The sequence below is a fragment of the Catenulispora sp. GAS73 genome, assembly GCF_041262085.1.
Taxonomy (GTDB): domain Bacteria; phylum Actinomycetota; class Actinomycetes; order Streptomycetales; family Catenulisporaceae; genus Catenulispora.
The window spans coordinates 82,284-104,224 of record NZ_JBGCCM010000021.1 but is presented as its reverse complement, the minus strand read 5'-3'; the positions used below and the strand labels follow the sequence as shown (position 1 = coordinate 104,224).

Genomic DNA, 21,941 nt, shown 5'->3' with positions numbered 1-21,941 from the left:
TCTGGCCCTGTCCGCCTTTGCCTGCCTCTGTCTGCTGCCTGTTCTGCCTTCTTACGCCTCCATCGCCAGGGCGAACGGCAGCACCTCGTCAGCGCCGGCCTGCCGGAGCATCCGGGCGGCGACCGTCATCGTCCACCCGGTGTCGACTCGGTCGTCGACGAGCAGGATCGGGCCCTGATGCGCCGCCACCGCCTCGGCCAGCGCCGGGCTGATCGTGAAGGCGTCGTGGACCTGCATCAGCCGCTGCGCGCTGTTGCCCCGGCGGGCCTGTCCCGGTGCCGGGGACGGGTCCACCGCGCCGAGGTACTCCAGGCGGCCGATGGCCGCGATGCGGCGTGCGGTGTCGGCGATCAGCGTGGGCCGGCTGTGGGAGCCGATCGAGACCACCGCCGTCGGCCGTTGCTTCCAGTCCCAGGCGGCCAGGACCTTCACGATGCCGTCGACCATCGGCTCGGGCAGCGTGCGGTCGGCGGTGCCGTCGGCGAGCAGGTCGCGCAGCCGCGTGCCCCAGCCCAGGTCGGTCAGGCGGCCCAGCGCACGGCCGGTCTCGGCGCTCTGGCCCGGCGGGATCTTGCCTGTCAGCGCGACGCCGAGCGCTGACATGCCGGTCGGCCACAGCTTGCGCGGCGCGATCTCCACGCCGGGCTTGGCCAGGGCGGCGCGCGCTGCTTCGGCGCCTTCGCCGGTGACGTCCGCGGTGAACTTCGCGCCGGCGCAGTTGTCGCAGCGGCCGCAGGGACCTTCGATCGCGGGGTCGTCGAGCTGGCGGCGCAGGAAGGTCATGCGGCATTCGGTGGTGGTCTCGTACTCGATCATCGAACGCTGCTCGGTCTCGCGGGCCGCCGCCACGCGCGCGTAGCGTTCGCCGTCGTACTCCCAGCTCTCGCCGGTCGAGACCCAGCCGCCCTTGACGCGGCGCACCGCCCCGTCCACGTCGAGCACCTTCAGCATCGTCTCCAGGCGCGAGCGCCGCAGGTCGACGCGGGGCTCCAGGGCCGCGGTGGACAGCGGACGGCCGGCGGCGGCCAGCGCGTCCAGGGTCGCGCGGACCTGCTGCTCCGGCGGGAAGGCCAGGGAGGCGAAGTACTGCCAGATCGCGCGGTCCTCTTGCCCGGGCAGCAGCAGCACCTCGGCGTGGTCCACGCCGCGACCGGCGCGGCCGACCTGCTGGTAGTAGGCGATCGGGGAGTTCGGGGCGCCGAGGTGGACCACGAAGCCCAGGTCCGGCTTGTCGAAGCCCATGCCGAGGGCCGAGGTGGCGACCAGGGCCTTGATCCGGTTCCCGAGCAGATCCGCCTCCGCCTGCCGCCGCTCGGCGTCCTCGGTGCGCCCAGAGTAGGAGGCCACCTCGAAGCCACGGGAGCGCAGGAAGGTCGCGACCTCGTCGGTGGCCGCGACCGTCAGCGTGTAGATGATGCCGGAGCCCGGCAGCTCCGGCAGGTGCTCGGCCAGGAACGCGAACCGCTCCTCCGGACTGCCGAGGCGCACCACGTGCAGCGACAGCGACTCGCGATCCAGCGTCCCGCGCAGCACCAGCGTGTCGGCCTCGCTGTGTGTCCCGAGCTGCTCGGCGACGTCAGCGACGACGCGCGCGTTCGCCGTCGCGGTCGTGGCCAGCACCGGCACCCCGGGCGGGAGGTCGGCCAGGAACGTACGAATACGGCGATAATCCGGCCGGAAATCGTGCCCCCAGTCGCTGACGGTGTGCGCCTCGTCCACCACCAGCAGTCCGACCTCCGAGGCCAGCTTCGGCAGCACCTCGTCTCGGAAGTCGGGATTGTTCAGCCGCTCCGGCGAGATCAGCAGCACGTCCACCTCACCGGCCGCGACCTCGCCCCGGATCTCCTCCCACTCGTGCAGATTCGCCGAGTTGATGGTCCGCGCCCGAATCCCGGCGCGCTCAGCGGCCTCGATCTGGTTCCGCATCAACGCCAGCAGCGGCGACACGATCACCGTCGGCCCCGCCCCCCGCGCCCGCAGCAGAGCCGTGGCGACGAAGTACACCGCCGACTTCCCCCACCCGGTCCGCTGCACGACCAACGCCCGCCGCCGCTCCTCCACCAGCGCATGGATCGCCGTCCACTGGTCCTCCCGCAGCCGCGCCGACTCTCCAGCCAACCGCCGCAGCAGCGCTTCGGCCTCCTCACGGACGGCGGGGGACGAGTCGGGGGCGGGTGCGCTGGTGTTGCTCATGGTCTTATTTGTACAGGTTCGCAGTGACAGGGCGTGCGTCGTCCAGCGGAACCGGGCTGTTCCCGACCTCGCCGAGGCCCAGAGTTCACCCGAGGTATTCCAAGGCCCGTCGATCCTCGGCTAGGGTCGCGGGATCGTCAGGGGAGCGCGCGACGGGGAGGTCGGTCAGATGTCAGAGGTCGACCCTGGTGTGGCGACAGCGGCACGGATCTATTCGTACATGCTCGGCGGCAAGGACCACTTCCCGGCCGACCGCGAGGCCGCCGAGAAGGCCCTGGAAGCGATGCCGGAGGCGCGCGACTTCGCGCTGGTCAACCGGGCGTTCCTCACCCGGGTGGTGCACCACCTCGCGAGTGCTGGCATCACCCAGTTCCTGGACGTCGGCATCGGCCTGCCCGCACCCGGCGGCACGGCCGAGACCGCGCTGAAGGTGAACCCGACGCGCGGATCGTCGGCGTCGACATCGACCCGGTGGTCCTGGCCCACGCTCGCGCGCACACGAACGACCCGGTGACGGTGATCGCCGGCGACGTGCGGCGGCCGGCCGAGATCCTGGCGCACCCGGAGGTCCGAGCCCGGCTGGACTTCGATCGGCCGATCGCGGTGCTGCTGGTGGCACTCCTGCACTTCGTCGTCGACGACGAGGACCCGTACGGCGCGGTGCGCACACTGATGGACGCGCTCGCACCGGGCAGCGTACTGGTGGTCTCCCACGTCACCGACGACCTGGACCCACAGCGGGTCCGCGCCACGGCCAAGGCCTACGACAAGTCCTCGGTGAAGGTCGCCGTGCGCTCCGGCAAGGAGATCGAAGCCTTCTTCGACGGCCTGGAGCCACTGGAGCCCGTCATCGTGTTGCTCGCGCGCTGGCGCCCCGACGGCGAGGTCGATGCGAAGGCCGAGCGGATAGGGATGTACGGCGGGGCCGCGCGCAAGGGGTGATCGGCCGCCGTTGGAGCTTCGCAGGCAAAACCTCAGGGCGAGTTCCAGCATTCGAGGCGCAGCCTTGGATCTTCGGCGGCCGGTTCATCGACACGGCCGTCTCGGCGATGAGTGTTCAAGCCTGATCCGGTACGCGCAGCAGCCCCAGCAGTGTCCGACTCAGCAACTCAGCCGCCTCCTCGCGCCCCACGCGTCCGGCGTCTGCCTCAGCGAGCGCCGCGTGCGCGAGTGCGTAGATGGATGCCGTCAGCCAGGGCAGGGGCAGGTCGGTGCGGAACTCGCCGGCGGCGCGGCCGCGGGCGACCACCGCCTCGATGCGGGCGAAGACCTGGTCGTGGAGGCGGTGGACTTTGTCTGGGCCCAGGTGGGTGGTGGCGGCGGCGAGTAGGCCTCGGTAGCGGCCCAGGAGCCAGGGGGCGTGCAGGAGGCGGTTTATTGCTTCGGTGGCGGTGCCTGACTCCAGGTCCAGGGCGGCGAAGCCGGCGTCGGCCTCGGACAGGGAGCGGGTCAGGAGGGCGTCGACGATCGCGGGGAGGGAGTCGAAGTGGCCGTAGACCGTCACGCGGCCGATGCCGGCCGCCTTGGCGATCTCGGTGACGGTGGCGTCGGGGCTGGTGCCGAAGCACGACAGGGCCGCGTCGAGGATGGCGGTGATGGTCCGCTCGGCGTCGGCGCGCTTGGCGGGACGGCCTTCGGCCGCCGGGGCGCCGCCGGAGCGGGGGCGCTTGTCGGTCTTGTCGGCCATGGGCAAAGCCTAGGGTGCGGGCGGGGTGGGTGCGGCGCGAGGCGGGCGCCGCGCCGTGCGGTGCGCCGTGCGGTGCGGCGTGGCGCGCGGTGGGGGCGTGCGATGCGGCGAGTCGTGGCGCGAGACGACGCGAGCCAGAGCACGACAGGCCCGGCGCGAGCCGACGCGGCGGGCCCGCCCGACCCCTCAGTGCCCGAACACCGGCCGCGCCCCCGGATCCGGCCGCCCCGCCGGCAACGCCCCCAGCGCCCCAACCGCTGCCACCGCCGCGATACCGGCCGCAGCCGCGAACGCCGTCCGGAACCCGCCGACGCCGGTCGCCGCCACCCCGAGGCTCCCCGCCGCCAGGACCGACGCCAGCGCCACGCCGAGCGCCGACCCGAGTTCGTGCCCGGTGTTGACCAGCCCCGAGATGAGCCCCGCCTCGCGGTGGTCGGCTTGGTGCAGTGCCACCGTCGTGGCCGTCACCAGCGCCATCCCCACCCCGGCGCTGAGCAGCATGAACCCCGGCAGCACCGCGAGCGCCGCGTCGCCGGACGCCGGAAGCCTGGTCAACAGCACCGCGCCGACGCCGGCCACGGCGAAACCGGCGCCGGCGGTGCCACGAAACCCGAGGTGCCCGACGCTGTGCGACGCCAGATGCGCGCCCAGACCCGTGGCCACCGCCACCGGCAGATACACCACGCCGGTCCGCAGCGCCGAGTAGCCCGCGCGGTGCTGGAGGTACCACGAGACGAGGAAGAACCCGGTGATCAGCAGGATCGTCGCCGCGAACATCACCGCCGTCCCGGCCACGACCGCACGATCGCGCACCAGCCCCGGCCGCAGCAACGGCTGCGCCGCCGACCGCTCCACCACCACCAGCAGGGAGCCGGACACCACCGCCCCGGCCAGCGGCAGCAGCGTCGCGGCCGTGCCCCAGCCGGAACCCCCGGCGTGAATCAGGCCGTAGACCAGCAGCGCGGCGGTGGCGGTCGCGGTCAGCGCGCCGGGCACGTCCAGGCCGCGCAGCGACCGCGCCGCCCCCGACGCCGGAACCAGCCGGGGGAGCAGCGCCAGCACCGCGAGCCCGACCGGCAGGTTCACGAAGAACACCCAGCGCCACCCCGGTCCCGACGTCAACGCCCCGCCGATGAGCACCCCGACCGCGGCGCCCGCCCCGCCGATCGCGCCCCAGACGCCGAGCGCCTTCGTGCGCTCCGGTCCGTGGAACGTCGTGGTGACGATCGACAACGCGGCCGGCGACAGCAACGCGGCAGCCACCCCCTGCGCGGCGCGCCCGGCGATCAGCTCCCCGGAAGTGTGGGAGAGCCCTGACAGCAGCGACGCGGCGATGAACGCGGCCAGGCCGAGCAGGAACGCGCGGCGGCGTCCCAGGCCGTCGGCGAGCCGGCCGCCGAGCAGCAGCAGACCGCCGAAGCACAGCGTGTACGCGGCCGGCACCCAGGTCAGCGCCTGGCGCCCGAGGCCCAGGTCGCGGGCCATCGACGGCAGCGCCAGGTTCACCGCCGTGATGTCGACGATCAGCATGAACTGCGCCAGGCACAGCAGGGCCAGAGCGGCCCAGCGGTGGCGGATGTGCTCCACCCGGATGTGCTCCATCGGATTCCCCCTCCGATCGAAGAAGTCAAACATGACTGTTCGATTTCCACGATGGCGCGCGCCGCGAGCTAAGTCAAACGCTAGTGTTCGAGTTGTCCGAACGGCGCTGGACGATAGGCTTGATTGACCCCACCGAAGCCCCACCGAAACCCCGGCGAACCGGTCCGAGCAGCGAGGAAACCCATGGCCAAGGCACTGTCGGAGATCCTGGCGGACGACGTCCGCGCCGCGCTGACCGCGGTCCTGGGTGACGCGGCGCGCGACGCCGACCCGCTGATCCGGCCCTCCGACCACGCCGACTTCCAGGCCAACGGGGTGCTGCCGCTGGCCAAGGCCGTGAAGGGGAACCCGCGGGAGCTGGCGACGCGGGTGGCGGCGGTGCTCGTGCCGGCTGCCGGTGCTCCCGCTGCCCCGGCTACCGGTGCTTCGGACGCCGAGGGCGCCGAGGGCGCCGAGGGCGCTGACGGCACCGGCGCCGCCACCGCGACCGTCCCCACCTCCGGCGTGATCGCCGCCGTCGAAGTCGCCGGCCCCGGCTTCCTCAACCTCACCCTCACCGACGCCGCCCTGGCCGCGCAGACCGCCGAGCGCCTCGGCGACCCGCGCCTGGGCGTGGCGCCGACCGCCGTCGGCCAGACCACCGTCATCGACTACTCCCAGCCGAACATCGCCAAGGAGATGCACGTCGGGCACCTGCGCTCGACCGTCATTGGCGACGCGCTGGTCCGGCTGCTGGAGTTCGACGGCCGCACCGTGGTCCGGCAGAACCACCTCGGTGACTGGGGCACGCAGTTCGGCATGCTGATCCAGTTCCTCGTCGAGCACCCCGAGGCCCGCCCGGCCGAGGCCGAGCACTCCGGCGAGGTCGCCATCTCCTGGCTGACCGCCCTGTACCGGGACGCCCGCGCGCACTTCGAGTCCGACGCCGAGTTCGCCGACCGGGCCCGCAAGCGCGTGGTGACGCTGCAGGGCGGCGACGAGGAGTCGCTGGCGGCCTGGCGCGAGATGGTCGCGGAGTCCAAGCGCTACTTCGAGGACGTCTACGCCCGCCTGGACGTGCGCCTGGTCGACGCCGACGCGGTCGGCGAGAGCTTCTACAACCCCTACCTCGCCGAGGTCGCCGCCGATCTGGAGGAGCGCGGCATCGCGGTGTGGAGCGAGGGCGCGCTGTGCGTGTTCTTCGACGACATCAAGGGCCCCGACGGCGACCCGGTCCCGCTGATGGTGCGCAAGAGCGACGGCGGCTTCGGCTACGCCGCGACCGACCTGGCCGCCGTCCGCTACCGGGTCAACACCCTGAAGGCCGACCAGATCCTCTACGTCGTCGACAGCCGCCAGGCGCTGCACTTCCGCATGGTGTTCGAGACCGCGCGCCGCGCCGGCTACCTGTCGGAGGGCGTGGAGGCGGTGCACGTGCAGTTCGGCTCGGTGCTGGGCACGGACGGCAAGCCGTTCAAGACCCGCGCCGGCAAGACCGTCCGCCTGATCGAGCTGCTGGACAACGCGGTCGACCACGCGGTGGCGACCGTCGAGGAGAAGAACCCGGACCTGCCGGCCGCCGACGTCCGCGTCGAGGCGAAGGTCGTCGGCATCGGCGCGGTGAAGTACGCGGACCTGTCGACGTCCCGCACCAAGGACTACATCTTCGACCTGGACCGCATGGTCTCCCTGCACGGCAACACCAGCGTGTACCTGCAGTACGCGCACGCGCGGATCCACTCGATCCTGCGCAAGCTGCCGGAGGGCGCGACGCCGCAGGTCCACCGGGAGCTGGCACTGGAGCCGGCCGAGCGCAGGCTGGCGCTGCACCTGGACGACTTCGGCGCGACGCTGGCGACGGTGACGGAGAACTTCGAGCCGCACCGGCTGGCCTCGTACCTGTACTCGCTGGCGCAGACGTTCTCGGACTTCTACGAGAACTGCCCGGTGGTGAAGGCGCCGACCGACGCGGTGCGGGAGAACCGGGCCGCGCTGGTGCGGCTGACCGGGGACACGCTGAAGCTGGGCCTGGCGCTGCTGGGGATCAGCGCGCCGGATCAGTTGTGAGCGGTCGGCTGTGAACTAGGACGGAGATTGCCCCGGAGCCTCGGCGACCGGGGCAATCTCGTACTCGAACCGGATGCGGTGGGTCCCGTCGTCCTCGATCTCGATGCTCCCGGTCCCGGTGATGCCCGCCAGCTCACCGGTCCCGCTGCCGGGCACGATCAGGAAGTACTCGTCGGACCGGTCGTCGCCGCCGGTGGTCGCGGAGTGCACGAAGTTGAAGGTGCCGGCCCGTCCGTCGAGCGTCCCCTCGAACGACTCCAGCGCGACGTAGGTCCCCGCCCCTCGATCCTGGTCGTAGGCCGAGGTGAACAGGGTCGCGGAGCGTCCCGCGACACCCCCCTCGAAGGCCTTCTCCATCGTCGCGACGCCGGTCGGCGTGGCCGTGACGATGTCGAGCGACGGCTCGACGGCGACCGGCGCGAACGACGCCACGGTGAACGTGCCCTCGGTTCTCATGGGATGACGGTAGCGGGTCGGGCGGGCTACTTCGGGGTCGGTGAGTTCGAGGTCGAGCTTGGGGAAGGGGACGCGGCCGCAGTGCCGCCGAGGTCGCTTGCGTTCACGTTGTCGATCTCGAACTCCGGATACACGGGCTTGCTGTCATTGCCTGATATCGGCATGAAGAGTCCCACTGTGTTGCCGCCGGGCAGCGTGCTGCTACGGCCGGCGCCGCCTCCGCTATAACTCGGATACATCTTCGCGTCTTTATACCATCCATCGATATAGCTATTGGAGATGTGCCACCGAGCTCCGATCTCCTTGGCGGTCTGATAGGCCTGGTCGATGGTCTGGGGCCCCAAGCCGACGCGGATCGTAGTGATCCGCGTCGGGTTCTGGAGATCCCCGTCGATCATCAGATACACATGCTGAGCTGAGTAGACCTCGCCGTCGGACAGCGTGATCGACACATCCACGTCGGGCAGGTCGACAGTGTTCTCTGGAAGTCCCAGAGTCTTGATGTCAGTTGGCTTGCGGAGATCCCATGTCACGCTTTTTATGTGGTCTGTCGAGGATGCTGCATCCGATGCGCAGCCCGCCGCTGTGGCGAGCAGGCCGGCGGAGACGATCGAGGCCAGTGACTTGACCGATGTTTTCATTCGAAGAGCCCATTCGCGACGAACTTGGCGATGTCGAATCGGTACTTGGAGGCCGCTTCGTCCAGTGGCTCGTTGATCGCCGCATTCAACTGGTCGGGATGGTTGTGGAGCATGTCCTGGTAGCTCGGGTAGATGCTTTTCGTGACCCAGTCCCATCGCGGATCGGTCTTCGTCAGGCCGTTGCTGTAGAAATCATGAAACGGTTGCCCGCCAGGAACGGGATTTTGCGCGCTGTCCGAGAGGAACGCATCGAACTCGAACCCGATGGCACCATTGTGGTAGATCGCCGACATGTATTGCGGGATGATGACCCTCTGCTCTCGGAACGCGAACCGGAGGTTGGCGGCGGTGATATGCTGAGGATCTCCTGATGCGATTCCAGCCCAGGCGTCACGATCTTTTTGGTCTATGTTCTGTGCGTCGTATAGTCCCTGTATCGCTGGAAGTCCGCCTCGAAGATACGCCTCGTGCTGGCCACCGATGTCCGTGAATATAGCTTGCTGGGCTTTCAGTAGCTGCTCCTGTATGAACTGGAGATCGCCCCCGACGCCGATGTCGCCCTTGTGGTCGTCCAGGTCCAGCATGCCCGCGTACACCGTCACGCCCGCGAGCCGGCCGAGCCCCATCCACTGGAACTCCGGGTGCGCGTCGAACATCTCGCGATACCACTCGTACGACTTCCGCACGTTGTCCTTGTTCGCAGAGAAGCCCTTCGTCGGATCCCAGGACGTATAGTCGATCCCCGCATCCTCCGCCGCTCGCATCGCGTAGTACTCGGCGACCGACGGCACGCCCGGCAGCCCTTGCAGCATAGCCACGCCGACATCCAGGTACAGCGTGCGCTCCGCATCCGGCAACGCCGCCCACCACGCCGCGCGCGCCCGCGCATCCGTCGGAATCTGCTTCCGCAGTTCATCCGCGTGCTGGTTGTACCAGTCCTGCGGGACCAGCGTCTCGGTCGAGTCCGCCTCGTTGTTCAGTGCGGTGTCGAGCGACGGATCGATGTAGCCCGTCTGCTCCGCGTACAACACCTCAACCCGAAGGTTGTCGTCCTGGGCCGTCCATTGCTTGTCCGACAACCCGTCCTGCCCGGCGAAGTCGAGGATCCTCGCCGCCGCCCGCTGCGCCGCGACGTCCTGCGTGTTCCGCGCGTCCTCCCACAGCCGCCGCGCCTGGTGCCAGCCGGCGTCGCCGTCGGCGAACGCGGCCTGGCCCGGCTGCCCCTGGGGCATCGGGTCGGGGACGATGTTGGCCGGCAGCGTCGGCGATTCGGACACGGTCACCGGACCGTGCTGGTACCCCGCCGCCGCGAGCTGCTTCTCGGCGTCGTTCACGGCCAGCAGCGCCCGGAACGCCGTGTCCTGCGCGTGTTCGAGTTCGGGGACGTACGTGTCCAGCGCGTCGGCGGCGGCGACGTGCCTCGGAACGGTGCGTAGCAGCTCCGCCGCCAGGTTCTCGCAGCGGATGCGGAACTCCCCGCCGGCGCCGGACTTCCAGAACTCGGCGCTGCACACGGTGCGCAGGTACTCCGCGGTGTCGAACGCCTGGCGGGCCAGTCGGCGGTATTCCTGGGCATGGCAGCTCAGCTGGTCCGGGTCGCCCGGTGTCGGATTCGACCTGTCCAGCGGGTACCAGTCGATGTCGCCGTTCCCGCCGTCGATCGCCTTCGAGCTGTACCTGTTCGGCATCGGCTGCTCCTCACTCCAGGGCGGGACGGATGTGGCCGCGCATGGCCGGCGGCGGCAGCACAGGCTCCAGCGCCTGCGTCAGGGCCAGGCTGAGGTCCTTGTCGGCCTGGGCGTACGCCTCGGCCGCGGCGTCCGACAGGCGCGCCAGGTCGTCGAGATCGTTGAGGAGATCGCGGAGCCTGATGTTCCAGTCGTCGGCGAACTCCGCCAGCGCCCGGGCCAGCACCGGCACCCCGGCTTCGCTGAGGAACGTGCCCTGGTCGACCGCCGTGACCTTCGCGTATTGCCCTCGCAGGCTCCGAAGACCCGGCCCGATGTCCCGGATCTTGTCCAGGTCGGCGTGCAGCTGATCCCCCATCCCGGCCCCCCGGCTTCGGTGTGGTGCGTGTGAGGGCTCTGATACTAGAGGGGCCGCCGACCTGCGTTCAACTCTTATCGGAACTCGATGGTTGCGGACAGTGACCGATGCGGTCGTCGGTTCTACCTCCGGTCTACCTCCGGGCCGCCGCCGTCGCCTCGGCGATAGCCGCGAGCACCCGGCCGGTGTCCGCGAGATCGTCGAGCACGACCTCCGCGCCCGCGTCCCGCAGGTCTGCGACCGGCGTCGTGCCGCTGGCGACGGCGACCACCGCGGCGCCGTGCGCCAGCGCCGCCTCAACGTCGCGGACCGTGTCGCCGAGGATGACGGTCTCGGCCGGTGCGTAGGTCCGGCCGTAGCGGGCCTCGGTGCGGCGCCAGGCGTGCGGGATCAGGGCGTTGCGTTCGAACTCGTCGTCGCCGTAGGCGCCGATGGGGAAGTCGATCCAGGAGTGGAGGCCGAACGCCTCCAGCTTCATCTCCGCGACGGTGCGGATGTTGCCCGTCAGCACCGACTGCCTGACGTCCGCTTCGGCGTCGAGCGCCTGGAGTGCGGCCAGGGCGCCGGTCAGGGCGTAGCCGCGGGCCTTGGTGGCTTCGGCTCGGCTCAGGAGTGAGCGTTCGAGGTTGCTCAGGAACACGGTGAGCAGTTCCGGGTCCGGGTCGACGTCGTGCATGCGCAGGACGCGGACGGCCATCGCGCGCTCGGTGAGGCCGTTGAACGTCATGTCGCCGCGCCAGGGGCTGCCGACGGTCTCCAGCACGGCTTCGGCGTAGGCCTCCGTGGCGACCCCGTCGGTCTTGATCAACGTCTGGTCGATGTCCCACAGCACCAGCAGTCCGCCGCCCACAACCGGCTCCTCACCTCGTCGGCCGCGACCGGCCGTCGCCGGCCGAAGTCGGCCGCGCCGCTCACTCCGTCCGGCGACGGAGCGTCACGGCGCCCAGCGCCAGCGCGAGCACCCCGGCACCGGCGATGATAGCCATGTCGGCGATCAGCCCGCCGGTCACCTCAGACCGTGACGTGATCTTGTCCATCGCGTCCACGGCGTACGACAACGGCATGACGTCCGACACCCACCGCAGCACCGTCTGCATCTGGTCGCGCGGCGTGAACAGTCCGCACAGCAGGAACTGCGGCAGCACGAACGCCGGCAGGAACTGCACCGCCTGGAACTCCGTCCGTGCGAACGCGCTCGTGAACAGCCCCAGCGCCGTCCCCAACAGCGCGTCGAGCACCGCCACCAGCACCACCGCCCACGCCGGTCCGGCCACCGTCAGCCCCAGCGGCCCGATCGTCAGCGCCGACACCAGCAGCGCCTGCACGAGCGCGACCGTGCCGAACGCCAGCGCGTACCCGCCGAGCAGGTCGCCCTTCGCCAGCGGCATCGTCAGCAGCCGCTCCAGCGTCCCGCTGGTCCGCTCACGCAGCATGCCGACCGAGGTGACCAGGAACATCACGATGAACGGGAAGATCCCCAGCAGTGCCGCGCCGATCGACTGGAACACGTGCGGCGAGGCGTCGAAGACCCACTTCAGCAGGCTGATCAGCACGCAGGGCACGACCAGCATCAGCGCGATCGTGCGCGGGTCGTGCCGCAGCTGCTCCAGCACCCGGCGCGCGGTGGCGGTGGTACGTCGCAGGCTCATGCCGCCGCTCCCGCTCTTGCTGCTCCCGCTCATGCCGCCGCCCCCACCAGCCGCAGGAACGCGTCCTCGACATCGCGCGCGCCGGTCTGGGCCAGCAGTCCCTCGGGCGTGTCGGAGGCGAGGATGCTCCCCTCACGCATGAGCAGCAGCCGCGTGCAGCGTGAGGCCTCGTCCATGACGTGACTGGAGATGAGGAACGTCACCGGATCATCGCCCCCTGCCAGCCGGTGGAACAGCCCCCACAACTCGGCCCGCAGCACCGGATCCAGCCCGACCGTCGGCTCGTCGAGCACCAGCACCCGCGGCGTCCCGAGCAGCGCCGCGGCCAGCGACACCCGCGCACGCTGCCCGCCGGACAACCGGTCGACTCGCGCGCTCTCCTTGCCCTCCAGCCCCACCTCCGCGATCACCCGATCGGGATCGTCGCGCGGTGCCCCCAACACCGCCGCGAAGTAGCGCAGGTTCTCGATCACCGACAGGTCGCCGTAGACCGAAGGGGCCTGAGTCACGTATCCGATCCGGTCGCGCAGCGCCGCACTGCCCGCAGGCGCCCCCAACACCCGCACCTCGCCGCCAGCCACCTTCTGCACGCCGACCACGCAGCGCAGCAGCGTCGTCTTCCCGCACCCCGACGGTCCCAGCAACCCGGTGACCGAACCGACCTCCACCTGCGCGTCCACGGCGTGCAGCACCACCTGCCCGCCGCGCACGACGCGCAGGCCGTGGACGTCGACCGCGTAATTCATCATGTGATGAGTTTCCGCCCGGGACGGAACGGGTGTCAAGGACCGCCGAGCTCATATGTGCCACGATTCGGGAGTGGAGATGACCGACGTCACGCGCGCGATCGCGGCTGCGACCACGGTCGCCGCCTCACTTGACCTGCCGACCGACGACGCGGTCGTCCTCCACGACTCGAACCGGCTGGCCTTGCGGCTGACGCCGTGCGACGTCCTCGCCCGGGTCGCTCCTGCCGGGCATGAGGCCGGACAGTTCGAAGTCGAACTCGCTCAGCGGCTCGCCCAGGTCGGATGCCCGGTGGGCCTCTTGGCGCCCGGAGTGGAACCGCGCGTGTACACGTGCGACGGGTTCACCGTAACGCTGTGGACCTACTACGAACCCGTGACACCTCACGTCTCACCAGCGGACTACGCCAAGGCTCTGGAGCGGTTGCACGCCGGCATGCGCATGGTTGAGACGCCGAGCCCACGGTTCACGGATCGCATCTCGCAGGCGGAGGAAATCGTTGCCGACCCGGATCTCTCGCCAGAGCTCGCCGACGTGGACCGCGTGTTCCTCAGCAGCAGACTGAGAAGCCTGCGACGGGCGATAGAAGACCGCGGCGCCGCGGAACAGCTGCTCCATGGCGAGCCGCATCCAGGAAACGTGCTCAGCACGAAGAACGGCCCACTGTTCATCGACCTTGAGACGTGCTGCCGTGGACCCGTCGAGTTCGATCTCGCCCATGTCACCGAGGCGGTTTGCGAGCACTACCCGAACGTCGACCAGGGACTGCTGGACGAGTGCCGACAACTTGTCCTCGCGATGGTCGCGGCCTGGCGCTGGGAACGCGGCGACCAGCTTCCGAACGGGAGGCGATTCGGCGAGGAACTCCTGCGCTCGCTGCGCGCAGGGCCTCCTTGGCCGACGCTCGACACGGTCCACAGGCGACTGGATGGTCTGTAGAAGCGCGGAACCAGCAGCCCCCTACAACACCTCCGCCAACCCCTGGGCCAGCTGCTCGTACACCTGCTCCGAGCGGGCGTCGGCGCGCGCGAGCAGTTCGTCCTTGGCCATCCCCGCGGCCAGGTCCCCCTGGTAGCGCACCTGCGCCGCCTGCACCGCCCCCGCGATCTGTGCCGCCGCGATCTCCAGCTGGAAGCGGTCTGTCCGCGGGTAGTGCTCGACCAGCAGCTCGGTGAGCAGATTCTGCCGTTCGTACATGAACCCGACCGAGCGCGTCCACAGCGTCGGGTACTCCCTGAGCAGCCTTGAGAACGTCCGCGACCGTTCCACCTGCTCCGGCGTCTGGACGTAGTACCGGTACATCTCCTGCTGCCACTCCTTCACCGCGGCCAGCACGCCGATCTCCGGCGCCCGCGAGCCCAGCGCGGTGCGCAGCCGATCGTTCGCCTCGTGCCGCAGCTCCCAGACCAGGTCCTCCTTCGAGGCGTAGTGCGTGAAGACCGTGGCCGGGGCGACGTCGGCGGCGCGGGCGATCTCGGCCATCGTGACGTGGTCGTACCCGCGCTCGGCGAACAGGGTCATCGCCGCGTCGTGGATGGCTCGGCGGGTGCGCTGCTTCTTGCGCTCGCGCAGGCCCAGCTGCGGGGGGTCGCTCTTTGGCGGGTCGATGGGCCCCAACGCGGGTGCTCCAGCTCCGGTCTCCATGGAATGAATACTACCTGGACTTCGTCTATCATTAGAGTCACTCTAAGATTAAACGCGCTCCGGGGAGGGTCCCTTGTCTTCGACCGATCAGATAGCCGAAACGCCGCCATCATCGGCGCAGGCCACCACAGTGCCCGGCCCCCGCGCCGGCGGCTCACGCGTGGGGAACAAGACCGCGCTGCTGGTCATCGCGTGTGTCGCCCAGTTCATGGTGGTGCTCGACGTGAGCATCGTGAACGTCGCGCTGCCGGCCATGCGCGGGGCGCTGGACCTGTCGCCGACCGGCGTGCAGTGGGTCGTCAACGCCTACGCGCTCGGGTTCGCCGGCCTGCTGCTGTTCGGCGGACGCGCCGCCGATCTGTTCGGCGCCAAGCCGGTGTTCCTCACCGGCCTGGTCGGCTTCACCGCCGCCAGCCTGGCGGGCGGCATGGCGAACACCGGCACGCTGCTCATCGCGGCCCGCTCGGTGCAGGGCCTGGCCGGCGCGGTCCTGGCCCCGGCGACCATGACGCTGATCATGACCACCTTCACCGACCCGCGCGAGCGGACCAAGGCCCTGGGCGCCTGGAGCGCCACGATGGCGGCCGGCGGGGCGATGGGCGCCGTCGTCGGCGGGATGCTCACGCAGTGGGTGAGCTGGCGCTGGGTGCTGTTCGTCAACGTTCCGATCGGCGTGGTGCTGATCCTGGCGGCCGTGCCGCTGATCGCCCGCACCCGGGGCCGCGGCGCCACGCTGCGGACGCTGGACCTGCCCGGCGCCATCACCGTCACGCTCGGCCTGACCGGCATCGTGTACGGCGTCGTCACCACCGACACGCACAGCTGGGGCTCCGGCGCGGTGCTCGCCCCGATGATCGGCGGCGTCGTGCTGCTGGCGCTGTTCGTCCTGCTGGAGGCGCGCAGCAAGCACGCCCTGGTGCCGCTGCGCGTGTTCCGGAACCGGTCGCTGGCCGTGGCGGACGTCGCCGCGTTGCTGATCGGCGCCGGCATGTTCGCGATGTGGTTCTACGTCAGCCTGTACCTGCAGCAGGTGCTCGGGTTCGACGCGCTGCAGGCCGGGTTCGCCTTCGTGCCCGGCTCGGCGATGATCGTGCTCGGCACCATGCTGGCCACCCGGGCCCTGCCCAGGATCGGCCCGCGTCCGCTGCTGCTGGTCGGCCCGGTGGTCGCGGCGATCGGCCTGGCCTGGCTGTCGCGCTTCCCGGCCGGCGGCTCCTACACCGTCGACGTTCTGGGCCCGCTGATGCTGCTGACGTTCGGCATGGGCCTGGCAATGACGCCGCTGGCCGTGGCCGGAACCGCCGGCATGCCGCGGCACGAGGCCGGCCTGGCCTCCGGCCTGATCAACACCTCCCGCCAGGTCGGCGGCGCCATCGGCCTGGCCGCGCTGTCCACGGTCTCCGCGCACGTCGCCGCCGGCCACGGCGGCAGCGCCAAGTCCGCGCTGGCCGCGGGCTACGGCGGCGCGATGATCGGCGCGGCGATCGCGGTGGCCGCCGCCGGCGTCGTCGCGGCGCTGCTGCCGCGGCGCGGAAGCGAGCCGGTCAAGGGGTAGGCGCCGGCGCGCACAGAACCCGACCCCCCGGTGCGGCGGCGCGGTTCGAACCCGGAGACGGGTTCGAACCGCGCCACCCTTCTGCCTGGCTAGTTGATTCCGCGCTACCCCAACAACCGCTGCAAAGCCGGCGCCAACAACGCCACCAGCTCCTCAGAACCCAGCGAAGCCACCGGCTCCACCCCGATCACATAACGCGCCATCGCCAACCCGATGATCTGCGCCATCGCCATCTCCACCCGAGCCTCGGCATCCGGCCCGCCGACCCGCGCCGCCAACGGCGCGATCAGCCGCGGCTGCGCGAACCCGCGCACCAGCGCCGCCATCTCCTCGTTCGACGCGATCGTCCGCAGCACCGCCAGCAACCGCTCCCGCGCCTGCGGCACCTCCCACAGCCCGACCACGAACCGCGCCAGCCGCTCCCCGACCCCCGCCGCGTCCCCGGCCACCTGCTCCAGCACCGCCGCCGGATCCACCGGGAACTCCAGCGCCGCCAGGAACACCCGGTCCTTCGACCCGAAGTAGTGGTGCACCAGCGCCGAATCCACACCCGCCGCCCGCGCGATACCCCGCACCGTCGCCTTCTCGTACCCCCGCGAGGCGAACTCGGCGCGCGCCGCGTCCAGGATCTCGCCGCGGGTGTCGGCCGAACCGGGCCGACGCCCCGGGCGCTTGGCGGGGGCGGTCATGATTCTTACAGTAGCCGCCGGCTGCGGCGGCGGACCGCTACCGCGTGTCGCACCAGCGGACGTCGGGCAGGTCCGGCGCGTCGGCGTGCTCGAAGTAGAACGGGACGCTGAAATGCTTCGCCAGTCCCGTTCCCAGCTCGGTGGCCTCCTCGGACTCCGTCCACGGCGGCACCTGACCGTTGAACAGCCGGAGGTCGCCTCCGTGCCGGATCATCGCCAGGCAGTGCTCGGCGCGCGGATCGGCGGTCACGGCCACGAGCCGCACCATCCAGCCGACGGAGTCGCCGTCCCAGATCGCTTCGATCGCATCGGGACGGTTCGGCAGTTCGCAGACCTTGGCGATCAACGTCGCCAGGTCGCGGGGCGGCTCGGGCTTGGGCTGGACGCGGTCGGCAAGCGTGCTTCGCCGTCGGAAGACGAGCCGTTGACAGTCCTGAAGCGAGATCCGCTCCGCACCGCTGCCGCTGGTCCACAGCGCATGGACAGCGGCGAACCACTCATCCACCAGTACGAGCTCGTCGACTCGCGCTCGAAGTACTTCGGGCAGCGCCTCCCACTCGACCTCGGCCTCAGTCACAGCCCAGACCGTAGCCCTACACCACCCCCGACAGCACGTCATAAAGCAGCGCCCGAAACGCTCGCACGTCCCGCAGCAGGTTCTCGCTCACCACCAGAGTGCCGTCGGCGAGCAGCCAGAACACGCGGCCGGCCACCGGCAGCACCGTGATGTCGAGCTCGAACTCCCGGGCCTGCCGGCCGAGTTCGGCCTCCAGCTGCTTCACCACCGCGCCGGGTTCGCGCGCGATGTAGGGCGGGGCGCCGCTGGTGCGCGGGGCCAGCGGGCGGTAGTCGGAGGACCAGCGGGCGGCGTCGCGGAAGCCTGCTTCGACCAGCGTCTTCAGTTCCGGGGAGCGGACCAGGAGTTCGAAGCCGGGTGGGCCGAGCGTCTGCAGGGCGAACCAGTCCTCCAGCCGGCCCTCCCACAGACCGAGCCACAGTCCGGTCCACTGCGCGATGGCGTGTGGTCCGGCCAGCGCCGCCAGCTCCTTGTCCACCGGCACCGGCGGGTCCAGCGGTGGGATCGCGGGATCCAAGTCCGGGGCCATCCCCGAGGCGTCCCGCAGCCACAGTGCCATCGTCATCGTCCGCCGGTCGCCCACCGCGATCCGCCAGCCGGCGCCCCGTTCCCGTCGCAGCCGCACGCTTCCAGCATCGCCGACGACGCGGCCGAGCGGAACGCCTGGCGCATCGGGACAATGGCCCGATGCAGAACCGCGATCATCGCCACCTCGGCATCCTCGCCCACTCCGCCGAAGGCGCCGCCCTGTCCTTCCAGACCTTCTGCCGCGAAGGGTTCGCGCGCCTCGGCCCGCACGACCACCCGGACGTCACCCTCGACCTGATCCCGCTGGCCCGTTCCATGCCGCACTGGGAATCAGGGGACTACCCCGCCGTCCGAGACATCCTGCGCGAGAGCGCCGACCGCCTCGCGGCCGCCGGCGCTGACTTCTTCATCTGCCCCGACAACACCGCCCACCTGGCCTTCGAGCTCGACGGCGACCCCTACCCGATCCCCGGCCTGCACATCGCCGAGGTGGTCGCCGACGAGGCCGCCGCCCGCGGCCACCGCAAGGTCGGCATCCTCGGCACCCGTTTCACCATGGAAGGGCCCGTATACCCCCGCGCCCTGGCCGCGCTCGGCATCGCCTCGGCCGTCCCCGACGCAGCCGACCGCGCCACCGTCGACACGATCATCTTCGACGAGCTGGTCAACGGCGTGTTCACCGACGCCAGCCGCGCCGCCTACCACCGTGTCATCGAACACCTGGCCGCCGCCGGCTGCGACGCCGTCGCCCTGGTCTGCACCGAGATCCCGCTGCTCGTCACGCCCGAGACCTCGCCGCTGCCCACCCTGGACTCCACCCGGCTGCAGGCGCGCGCGGCGTTCGATGTCGCGATCAACGCGCGCGCCCTGCCGACGTGGCGCGGCGGCCCTCCGGCCCGGTCCTAGTCCTGGCCGCGCCCCGGCCGCGCCTCGGCCCTAGCCCCGGCCGCGCCCGGCCCTACAAGACTGACCGGATCCCCGCCGCGAGCCGGTCGTACTCCGCCGGGGCGTTGTAGACGTTCGCGCTGATCCGCAGCAGGTGCCGGCCGTTCCACTTCGGCACCGCGACCTCCACGCCGAGCCGGTCGGAGATCTCGCCTTGCAGGTCGCGCGGATCGTCCGCGGCGACCGGCAGCGGCACCAGGCGCATCGACACCCCGGGGTCGCCCGGCAGCGTCGCCGGGTCGATGTCCAGGGCCGAGGCCAGCGCGGCCTGGCCGTACTCGGCGAGCTTCACGTTGTGCTCCCGCACCCGCTCCGGGCCCAGCGCGCGCAGGAAGGCGATGCCGTTCGGCGCGGCCAGCCGGGAGGTCGCGTCGTGTGTCCCGATCTCCTGCAGGTTCACCGGGAACGGCTCGGCCTCGCCCCACGACACGATCGGGTTCCGCAGCGCCGACCGCCATTTCGGCGCGGCCCAGAACGCCCCGGCCGAGCGCGGCACGTAGCCCCACTTGTGCAGGTTCCCGCCCCAGAAATCAGGGTTCAGCGCCGCCAGGTCGATCGGCACCATGCCCGGGGCGTGCGCGGCATCGACGATGACGATCACGCCGCGCTCCTGCAACGCCGGCACCAGTTCCTCGACCGGGAAGCGGCGCGCCGTCGAGGAGGAGACGTGGTCGATCAGCGCGACCTTCGTTCGCGGCGTCACCGCGGCCAGCACGGTCTCGGCGATCTGCGCGGCGTCGGCGGCCAGCGGGATCCGCGCGGTCACCACGCTCGCCCCGGCCTCCCGGGCCCGGCGTTCGGCGGCCCATGTCGAGGTCAGGTACCCGTGGTCGGTGACCAGCACCTCGTCCCCGGTGGCCAGCGGTACCGAGCCCACCGCGATCGTCATGGCGGTGGTGACGTTCGTGACCAGCGCGACCTGGTCGCCGGCCGGCGCGCCGAGGAACTCCGCGACGGCGCGGCTCGCCGTGGCCATCCCCGGCGCCAGCTCCCGGCGGAAGAACCGGGTGGCGTTCGCGTTCATCCGGTCCCGCCACTGCTGTTGGTTGAGCAGGACGGTGCGCGGGGAGTTGCCGAAGCCGCCGTGGTTCAGGTAGGCGTGGCCGGGCTGGAGGGTGTCGAACAGGGCACGGATCTCGGTCCAGTCGTCGCCCCAGAAGGGGTTCGCGAGGGTCTCCATGCTCGACGAGCGTAACCGGCCGGACCGGACCGGCCCAAGGGCCACTTCGGCTTCTCTGGCCCGCTGGCGCGTTCCGGCTCCGGGTGTCGTCGAGCCCTGCTACGGTTCCGACACCATCGCGACTATCCAGGGGGTGACATCGTGCCAGACCAAGGTCGCAACACCTATCTCGACGACGTCTTGGCCAATCAGGAGCGGCTGGAGTCGGACCTGCGCTCCAAGGGCTACGCTGCGGCGAACTCCGGCGCCGCCTCGGCCTCCAGCAGTCCGCGCCCGCAGCTTCCTTCGCCGGAACAGACCCGGAGTCTGGCGGACGCGCGGCTGCCCGCGCCGTCGATGCCCGCGCCTCCCGCGCCGGCCGGCCCCGGTGCTCCCGCCGGCCCGAGCCGGGGCCGCGCCGCGCGTCTTGAACGTTTCGCCGCCGAGGTCGATGCGGGCCGCGGCGGTGGTGGCGGCGGCGGGGCAGCGGCCGCCGCCAACGGCGTCGAGGTCCGCATCACCGGCGTCGGACGCTGGAAGACGGTCCTGGTCCCGCCGAACGCCTTCGTCGTCCACACCCGCCGCGGCGAGACCAAGCCCCGGCACATCGGCCTGGGCGTGTCCTTCCGCTACCGGCCGGCGACCGACTCGTTCCTGGTCGTGCCCGGGGCGATGCAGACCATCTTGATGAACGCGTTCTGCATCTGCAGCGAGCTGCAGGGCATCCTCGTCCAGGCCTACGTGCAGTGGATCATCGAGGACTTCGGCACCGCCTACCGCCGGCTGGACTTCTCCGACCCGGAGGACCCGATGCGGCTGGTGAACCTGCAGCTGCGGGAACAGGCCGAGGCGGCGATCAAGGACAAGGTCGCCACGATGAGCGTGCACGAGGTGCTCTCCGACCGGCAGCCGATCATCGAGGAGCTGACGGCGCGGCTGCGCGGCGTGGCCGAGGGCGCCGGACAGGCTGAGGGAGCCGGACAGTCTGAGGGCGCCGGGCGGGCCGAGGGCGGCCTGGGCCTGCGGATCGTCACCGTGCAGATCAAGGAGGCGGTGGTCAGCTCCAAGACGCTGTGGGAGAACCTGCAGAAGCCGTTCCGCTCCGAGCAGGGCCGTCTGGCGGCGCTGGCGGAGCTGGCGGCGGACAGCGTCATCACCGACAGCCGCATGGCCGAGTCGCGCAAGCAGGAGACACGCCGGCTGTCGGACGAGCGCGAGCTGTCGGAGCTGCGAGCGCTCAACGGGGCGCGCGAGTTCGATCGGGACGCCGCCGAGCAGTCGCGGCGTGACGAGCAGTCGCAGAACAACGCGCGCAAGGCCGCCGACGAGGCGCACCGGACGCGGCTGCACACGCTGGCGCTCGAACGGGAGCGGCACGAGCAGGAGAGCGTGATGGCCCGCCTGCGGCTGGAGGAGGAGCAGGAGCTGGCGCGCATGCGGCTGGAGGCCGAGCTCGCGGCGGTGCGGGCGCGGCACGCGGCCGAGCACGACCGGCAGGTGCTGGAGCTGGAGCGCGAGCGGGTGCGCGCCGAGATCGCCAACGCACGGACGGCCGCGGCGTTGCAGGCCGAGCTGATCGGGCGGTTGCCGGAGATCGTGGAGAAGCTGCCGGTGCCCTCGGAGTACAAGGCGGTGACGGTCGGGGGTGCGGACGGCGCGTCGCTGGCCGGGGTGGTGGCGCAGGTTTCCGCGGTGCTCGGGGCGCTGAAGGTGGGGGAGTAGGGCCGGGGAGTAGGGCGTTGATTCGTTAGGGCGTCGGTTTCGTAGGTCGGGCGGT

At 71.1% G+C, this 21,941-nt stretch carries 20 protein-coding genes and 1 pseudogene; 6 read left to right on the top strand and 15 right to left on the bottom strand.

Annotated features, from left to right (window positions below; translation table 11 throughout):
- Positions 1-51: 51 nt before the first annotated feature.
- Positions 52-2,193 (bottom strand): DEAD/DEAH box helicase, encoded by a 2,142-nt coding sequence (locus ABH935_RS29580; protein WP_370381211.1) that lies wholly within the window; start codon positions 2,191-2,193, stop codon positions 52-54.
- Positions 2,194-2,362: 169 nt separating this feature from the next.
- On the opposite strand from ABH935_RS29580, the pseudogene ABH935_RS29575 reads away from it, so the two are divergent.
- Positions 2,363-3,135 (top strand): annotated as a pseudogene (locus ABH935_RS29575) (SAM-dependent methyltransferase).
- 115 nt (positions 3,136-3,250) lie between these two features.
- On the opposite strand, the gene ABH935_RS29570 reads toward ABH935_RS29575, so the two are convergent.
- Together ABH935_RS29570 and ABH935_RS29565 are read right to left on the bottom strand one after the other, a co-directional pair.
- Positions 3,251-3,880 (bottom strand): TetR/AcrR family transcriptional regulator, encoded by a 630-nt coding sequence (locus ABH935_RS29570; protein WP_370381210.1) that lies wholly within the window; start codon positions 3,878-3,880, stop codon positions 3,251-3,253.
- A gap of 186 nt (positions 3,881-4,066) precedes the next feature.
- Positions 4,067-5,482, bottom strand: a complete 1,416-nt coding sequence (locus ABH935_RS29565) for an MFS transporter (protein WP_370381209.1) — start codon at positions 5,480-5,482, stop codon at positions 4,067-4,069.
- Positions 5,483-5,665: 183 nt separating this feature from the next.
- Between ABH935_RS29565 and argS the strand changes: the two genes are divergently transcribed.
- The gene (gene argS, locus ABH935_RS29560; protein ID WP_370381208.1) at positions 5,666-7,528 is read left to right on the top strand and encodes an arginine--tRNA ligase; all 1,863 of its coding nucleotides are present in this window, start codon (positions 5,666-5,668) and stop codon (positions 7,526-7,528) included.
- A 15-nt stretch (positions 7,529-7,543) separates the two neighbouring features.
- On the opposite strand, the gene ABH935_RS29555 is transcribed toward argS, so the two are convergent.
- The 7 genes from ABH935_RS29555 to ABH935_RS29525 all read right to left on the bottom strand — a co-directional run bounded on the left by ABH935_RS29555 (position 7,544) and on the right by ABH935_RS29525 (position 13,069).
- The gene (locus tag ABH935_RS29555; RefSeq protein WP_370381207.1) at positions 7,544-7,984 is read right to left on the bottom strand and encodes a DUF3224 domain-containing protein; all 441 of its coding nucleotides are present in this window, start codon (positions 7,982-7,984) and stop codon (positions 7,544-7,546) included.
- A gap of 26 nt (positions 7,985-8,010) precedes the next feature.
- Entirely contained in the window at positions 8,011-8,625 is a 615-nt protein-coding gene (locus ABH935_RS29550; RefSeq protein ID WP_370381206.1) for a hypothetical protein, read from the bottom strand.
- Complete coding sequence (locus tag ABH935_RS29545) at positions 8,622-10,313, bottom strand: putative T7SS-secreted protein (RefSeq protein ID WP_370381205.1); 1,692 nt, start codon at positions 10,311-10,313, stop codon at positions 8,622-8,624. The genes ABH935_RS29550 and ABH935_RS29545 overlap by 4 nt, the downstream gene beginning before the upstream one ends.
- Positions 10,314-10,323: 10 nt before the next feature.
- Positions 10,324-10,671, bottom strand: coding sequence for a hypothetical protein (locus ABH935_RS29540; protein WP_370381204.1), 348 nt, complete (start codon positions 10,669-10,671; stop codon positions 10,324-10,326).
- A 133-nt stretch (positions 10,672-10,804) separates the two neighbouring features.
- Entirely contained in the window at positions 10,805-11,521 is a 717-nt protein-coding gene (locus tag ABH935_RS29535) for an HAD family hydrolase (protein ID WP_370381203.1), read from the bottom strand.
- Positions 11,522-11,582: 61 nt separating this feature from the next.
- On the bottom strand, positions 11,583-12,320 hold the full coding sequence (locus ABH935_RS29530; RefSeq protein WP_370381202.1) for an ABC transporter permease: 738 nt from the start codon (positions 12,318-12,320) through the stop codon (positions 11,583-11,585).
- Between the two features lie 29 nt (positions 12,321-12,349).
- Complete coding sequence (locus ABH935_RS29525; protein ID WP_370381201.1) at positions 12,350-13,069, bottom strand: ABC transporter ATP-binding protein; 720 nt, start codon at positions 13,067-13,069, stop codon at positions 12,350-12,352.
- Between the two features lie 76 nt (positions 13,070-13,145).
- Here ABH935_RS29525 and ABH935_RS29520 point away from each other — a divergent pair, with 76 nt between their 5' ends.
- Positions 13,146-14,006: a phosphotransferase family protein gene (locus ABH935_RS29520; RefSeq protein WP_370381200.1), complete on the top strand. Its 861-nt coding sequence runs from the start codon at positions 13,146-13,148 to the stop codon at positions 14,004-14,006.
- 21 nt (positions 14,007-14,027) lie between these two features.
- Here ABH935_RS29520 and ABH935_RS29515 read toward each other — a convergent pair whose 3' ends face one another.
- Complete coding sequence (locus tag ABH935_RS29515; protein WP_370381199.1) at positions 14,028-14,711, bottom strand: TetR/AcrR family transcriptional regulator; 684 nt, start codon at positions 14,709-14,711, stop codon at positions 14,028-14,030.
- 73 nt (positions 14,712-14,784) lie between these two features.
- Between ABH935_RS29515 and ABH935_RS29510 the strand changes: the two genes are divergently transcribed.
- Positions 14,785-16,266: an MFS transporter gene (locus ABH935_RS29510; protein WP_370381198.1), complete on the top strand. Its 1,482-nt coding sequence runs from the start codon at positions 14,785-14,787 to the stop codon at positions 16,264-16,266.
- Between the two features lie 104 nt (positions 16,267-16,370).
- On the opposite strand, the gene ABH935_RS29505 is transcribed toward ABH935_RS29510, so the two are convergent.
- Genes ABH935_RS29505 through ABH935_RS29495 form a run of 3 tightly spaced genes read right to left on the bottom strand, consistent with a single transcriptional unit; the run spans position 16,371 to position 18,157 of the window.
- Complete coding sequence (locus ABH935_RS29505; protein ID WP_370381197.1) at positions 16,371-16,955, bottom strand: TetR family transcriptional regulator; 585 nt, start codon at positions 16,953-16,955, stop codon at positions 16,371-16,373.
- A 37-nt stretch (positions 16,956-16,992) separates the two neighbouring features.
- Positions 16,993-17,532, bottom strand: coding sequence for a hypothetical protein (locus ABH935_RS29500; RefSeq protein ID WP_370381196.1), 540 nt, complete (start codon positions 17,530-17,532; stop codon positions 16,993-16,995).
- Between the two features lie 16 nt (positions 17,533-17,548).
- A complete protein-coding gene (locus ABH935_RS29495; RefSeq protein ID WP_370381195.1) occupies positions 17,549-18,157 on the bottom strand; it encodes a hypothetical protein in 609 nt (202 codons plus the stop codon).
- 62 nt (positions 18,158-18,219) lie between these two features.
- Between ABH935_RS29495 and ABH935_RS29490 the strand changes: the two genes are divergently transcribed.
- Positions 18,220-18,966, top strand: coding sequence for an aspartate/glutamate racemase family protein (locus tag ABH935_RS29490; RefSeq protein ID WP_370381194.1), 747 nt, complete (start codon positions 18,220-18,222; stop codon positions 18,964-18,966).
- Between the two features lie 52 nt (positions 18,967-19,018).
- On the opposite strand, the gene ABH935_RS29485 is transcribed toward ABH935_RS29490, so the two are convergent.
- Positions 19,019-20,185, bottom strand: a complete 1,167-nt coding sequence (locus tag ABH935_RS29485) for an aminotransferase class V-fold PLP-dependent enzyme (protein WP_370381193.1) — start codon at positions 20,183-20,185, stop codon at positions 19,019-19,021.
- A gap of 141 nt (positions 20,186-20,326) precedes the next feature.
- Here ABH935_RS29485 and ABH935_RS29480 point away from each other — a divergent pair, with 141 nt between their 5' ends.
- A complete protein-coding gene (locus tag ABH935_RS29480) occupies positions 20,327-21,886 on the top strand; it encodes an SPFH domain-containing protein (protein WP_370381192.1) in 1,560 nt (519 codons plus the stop codon).
- Positions 21,887-21,941: the final 55 nt, after the last annotated feature.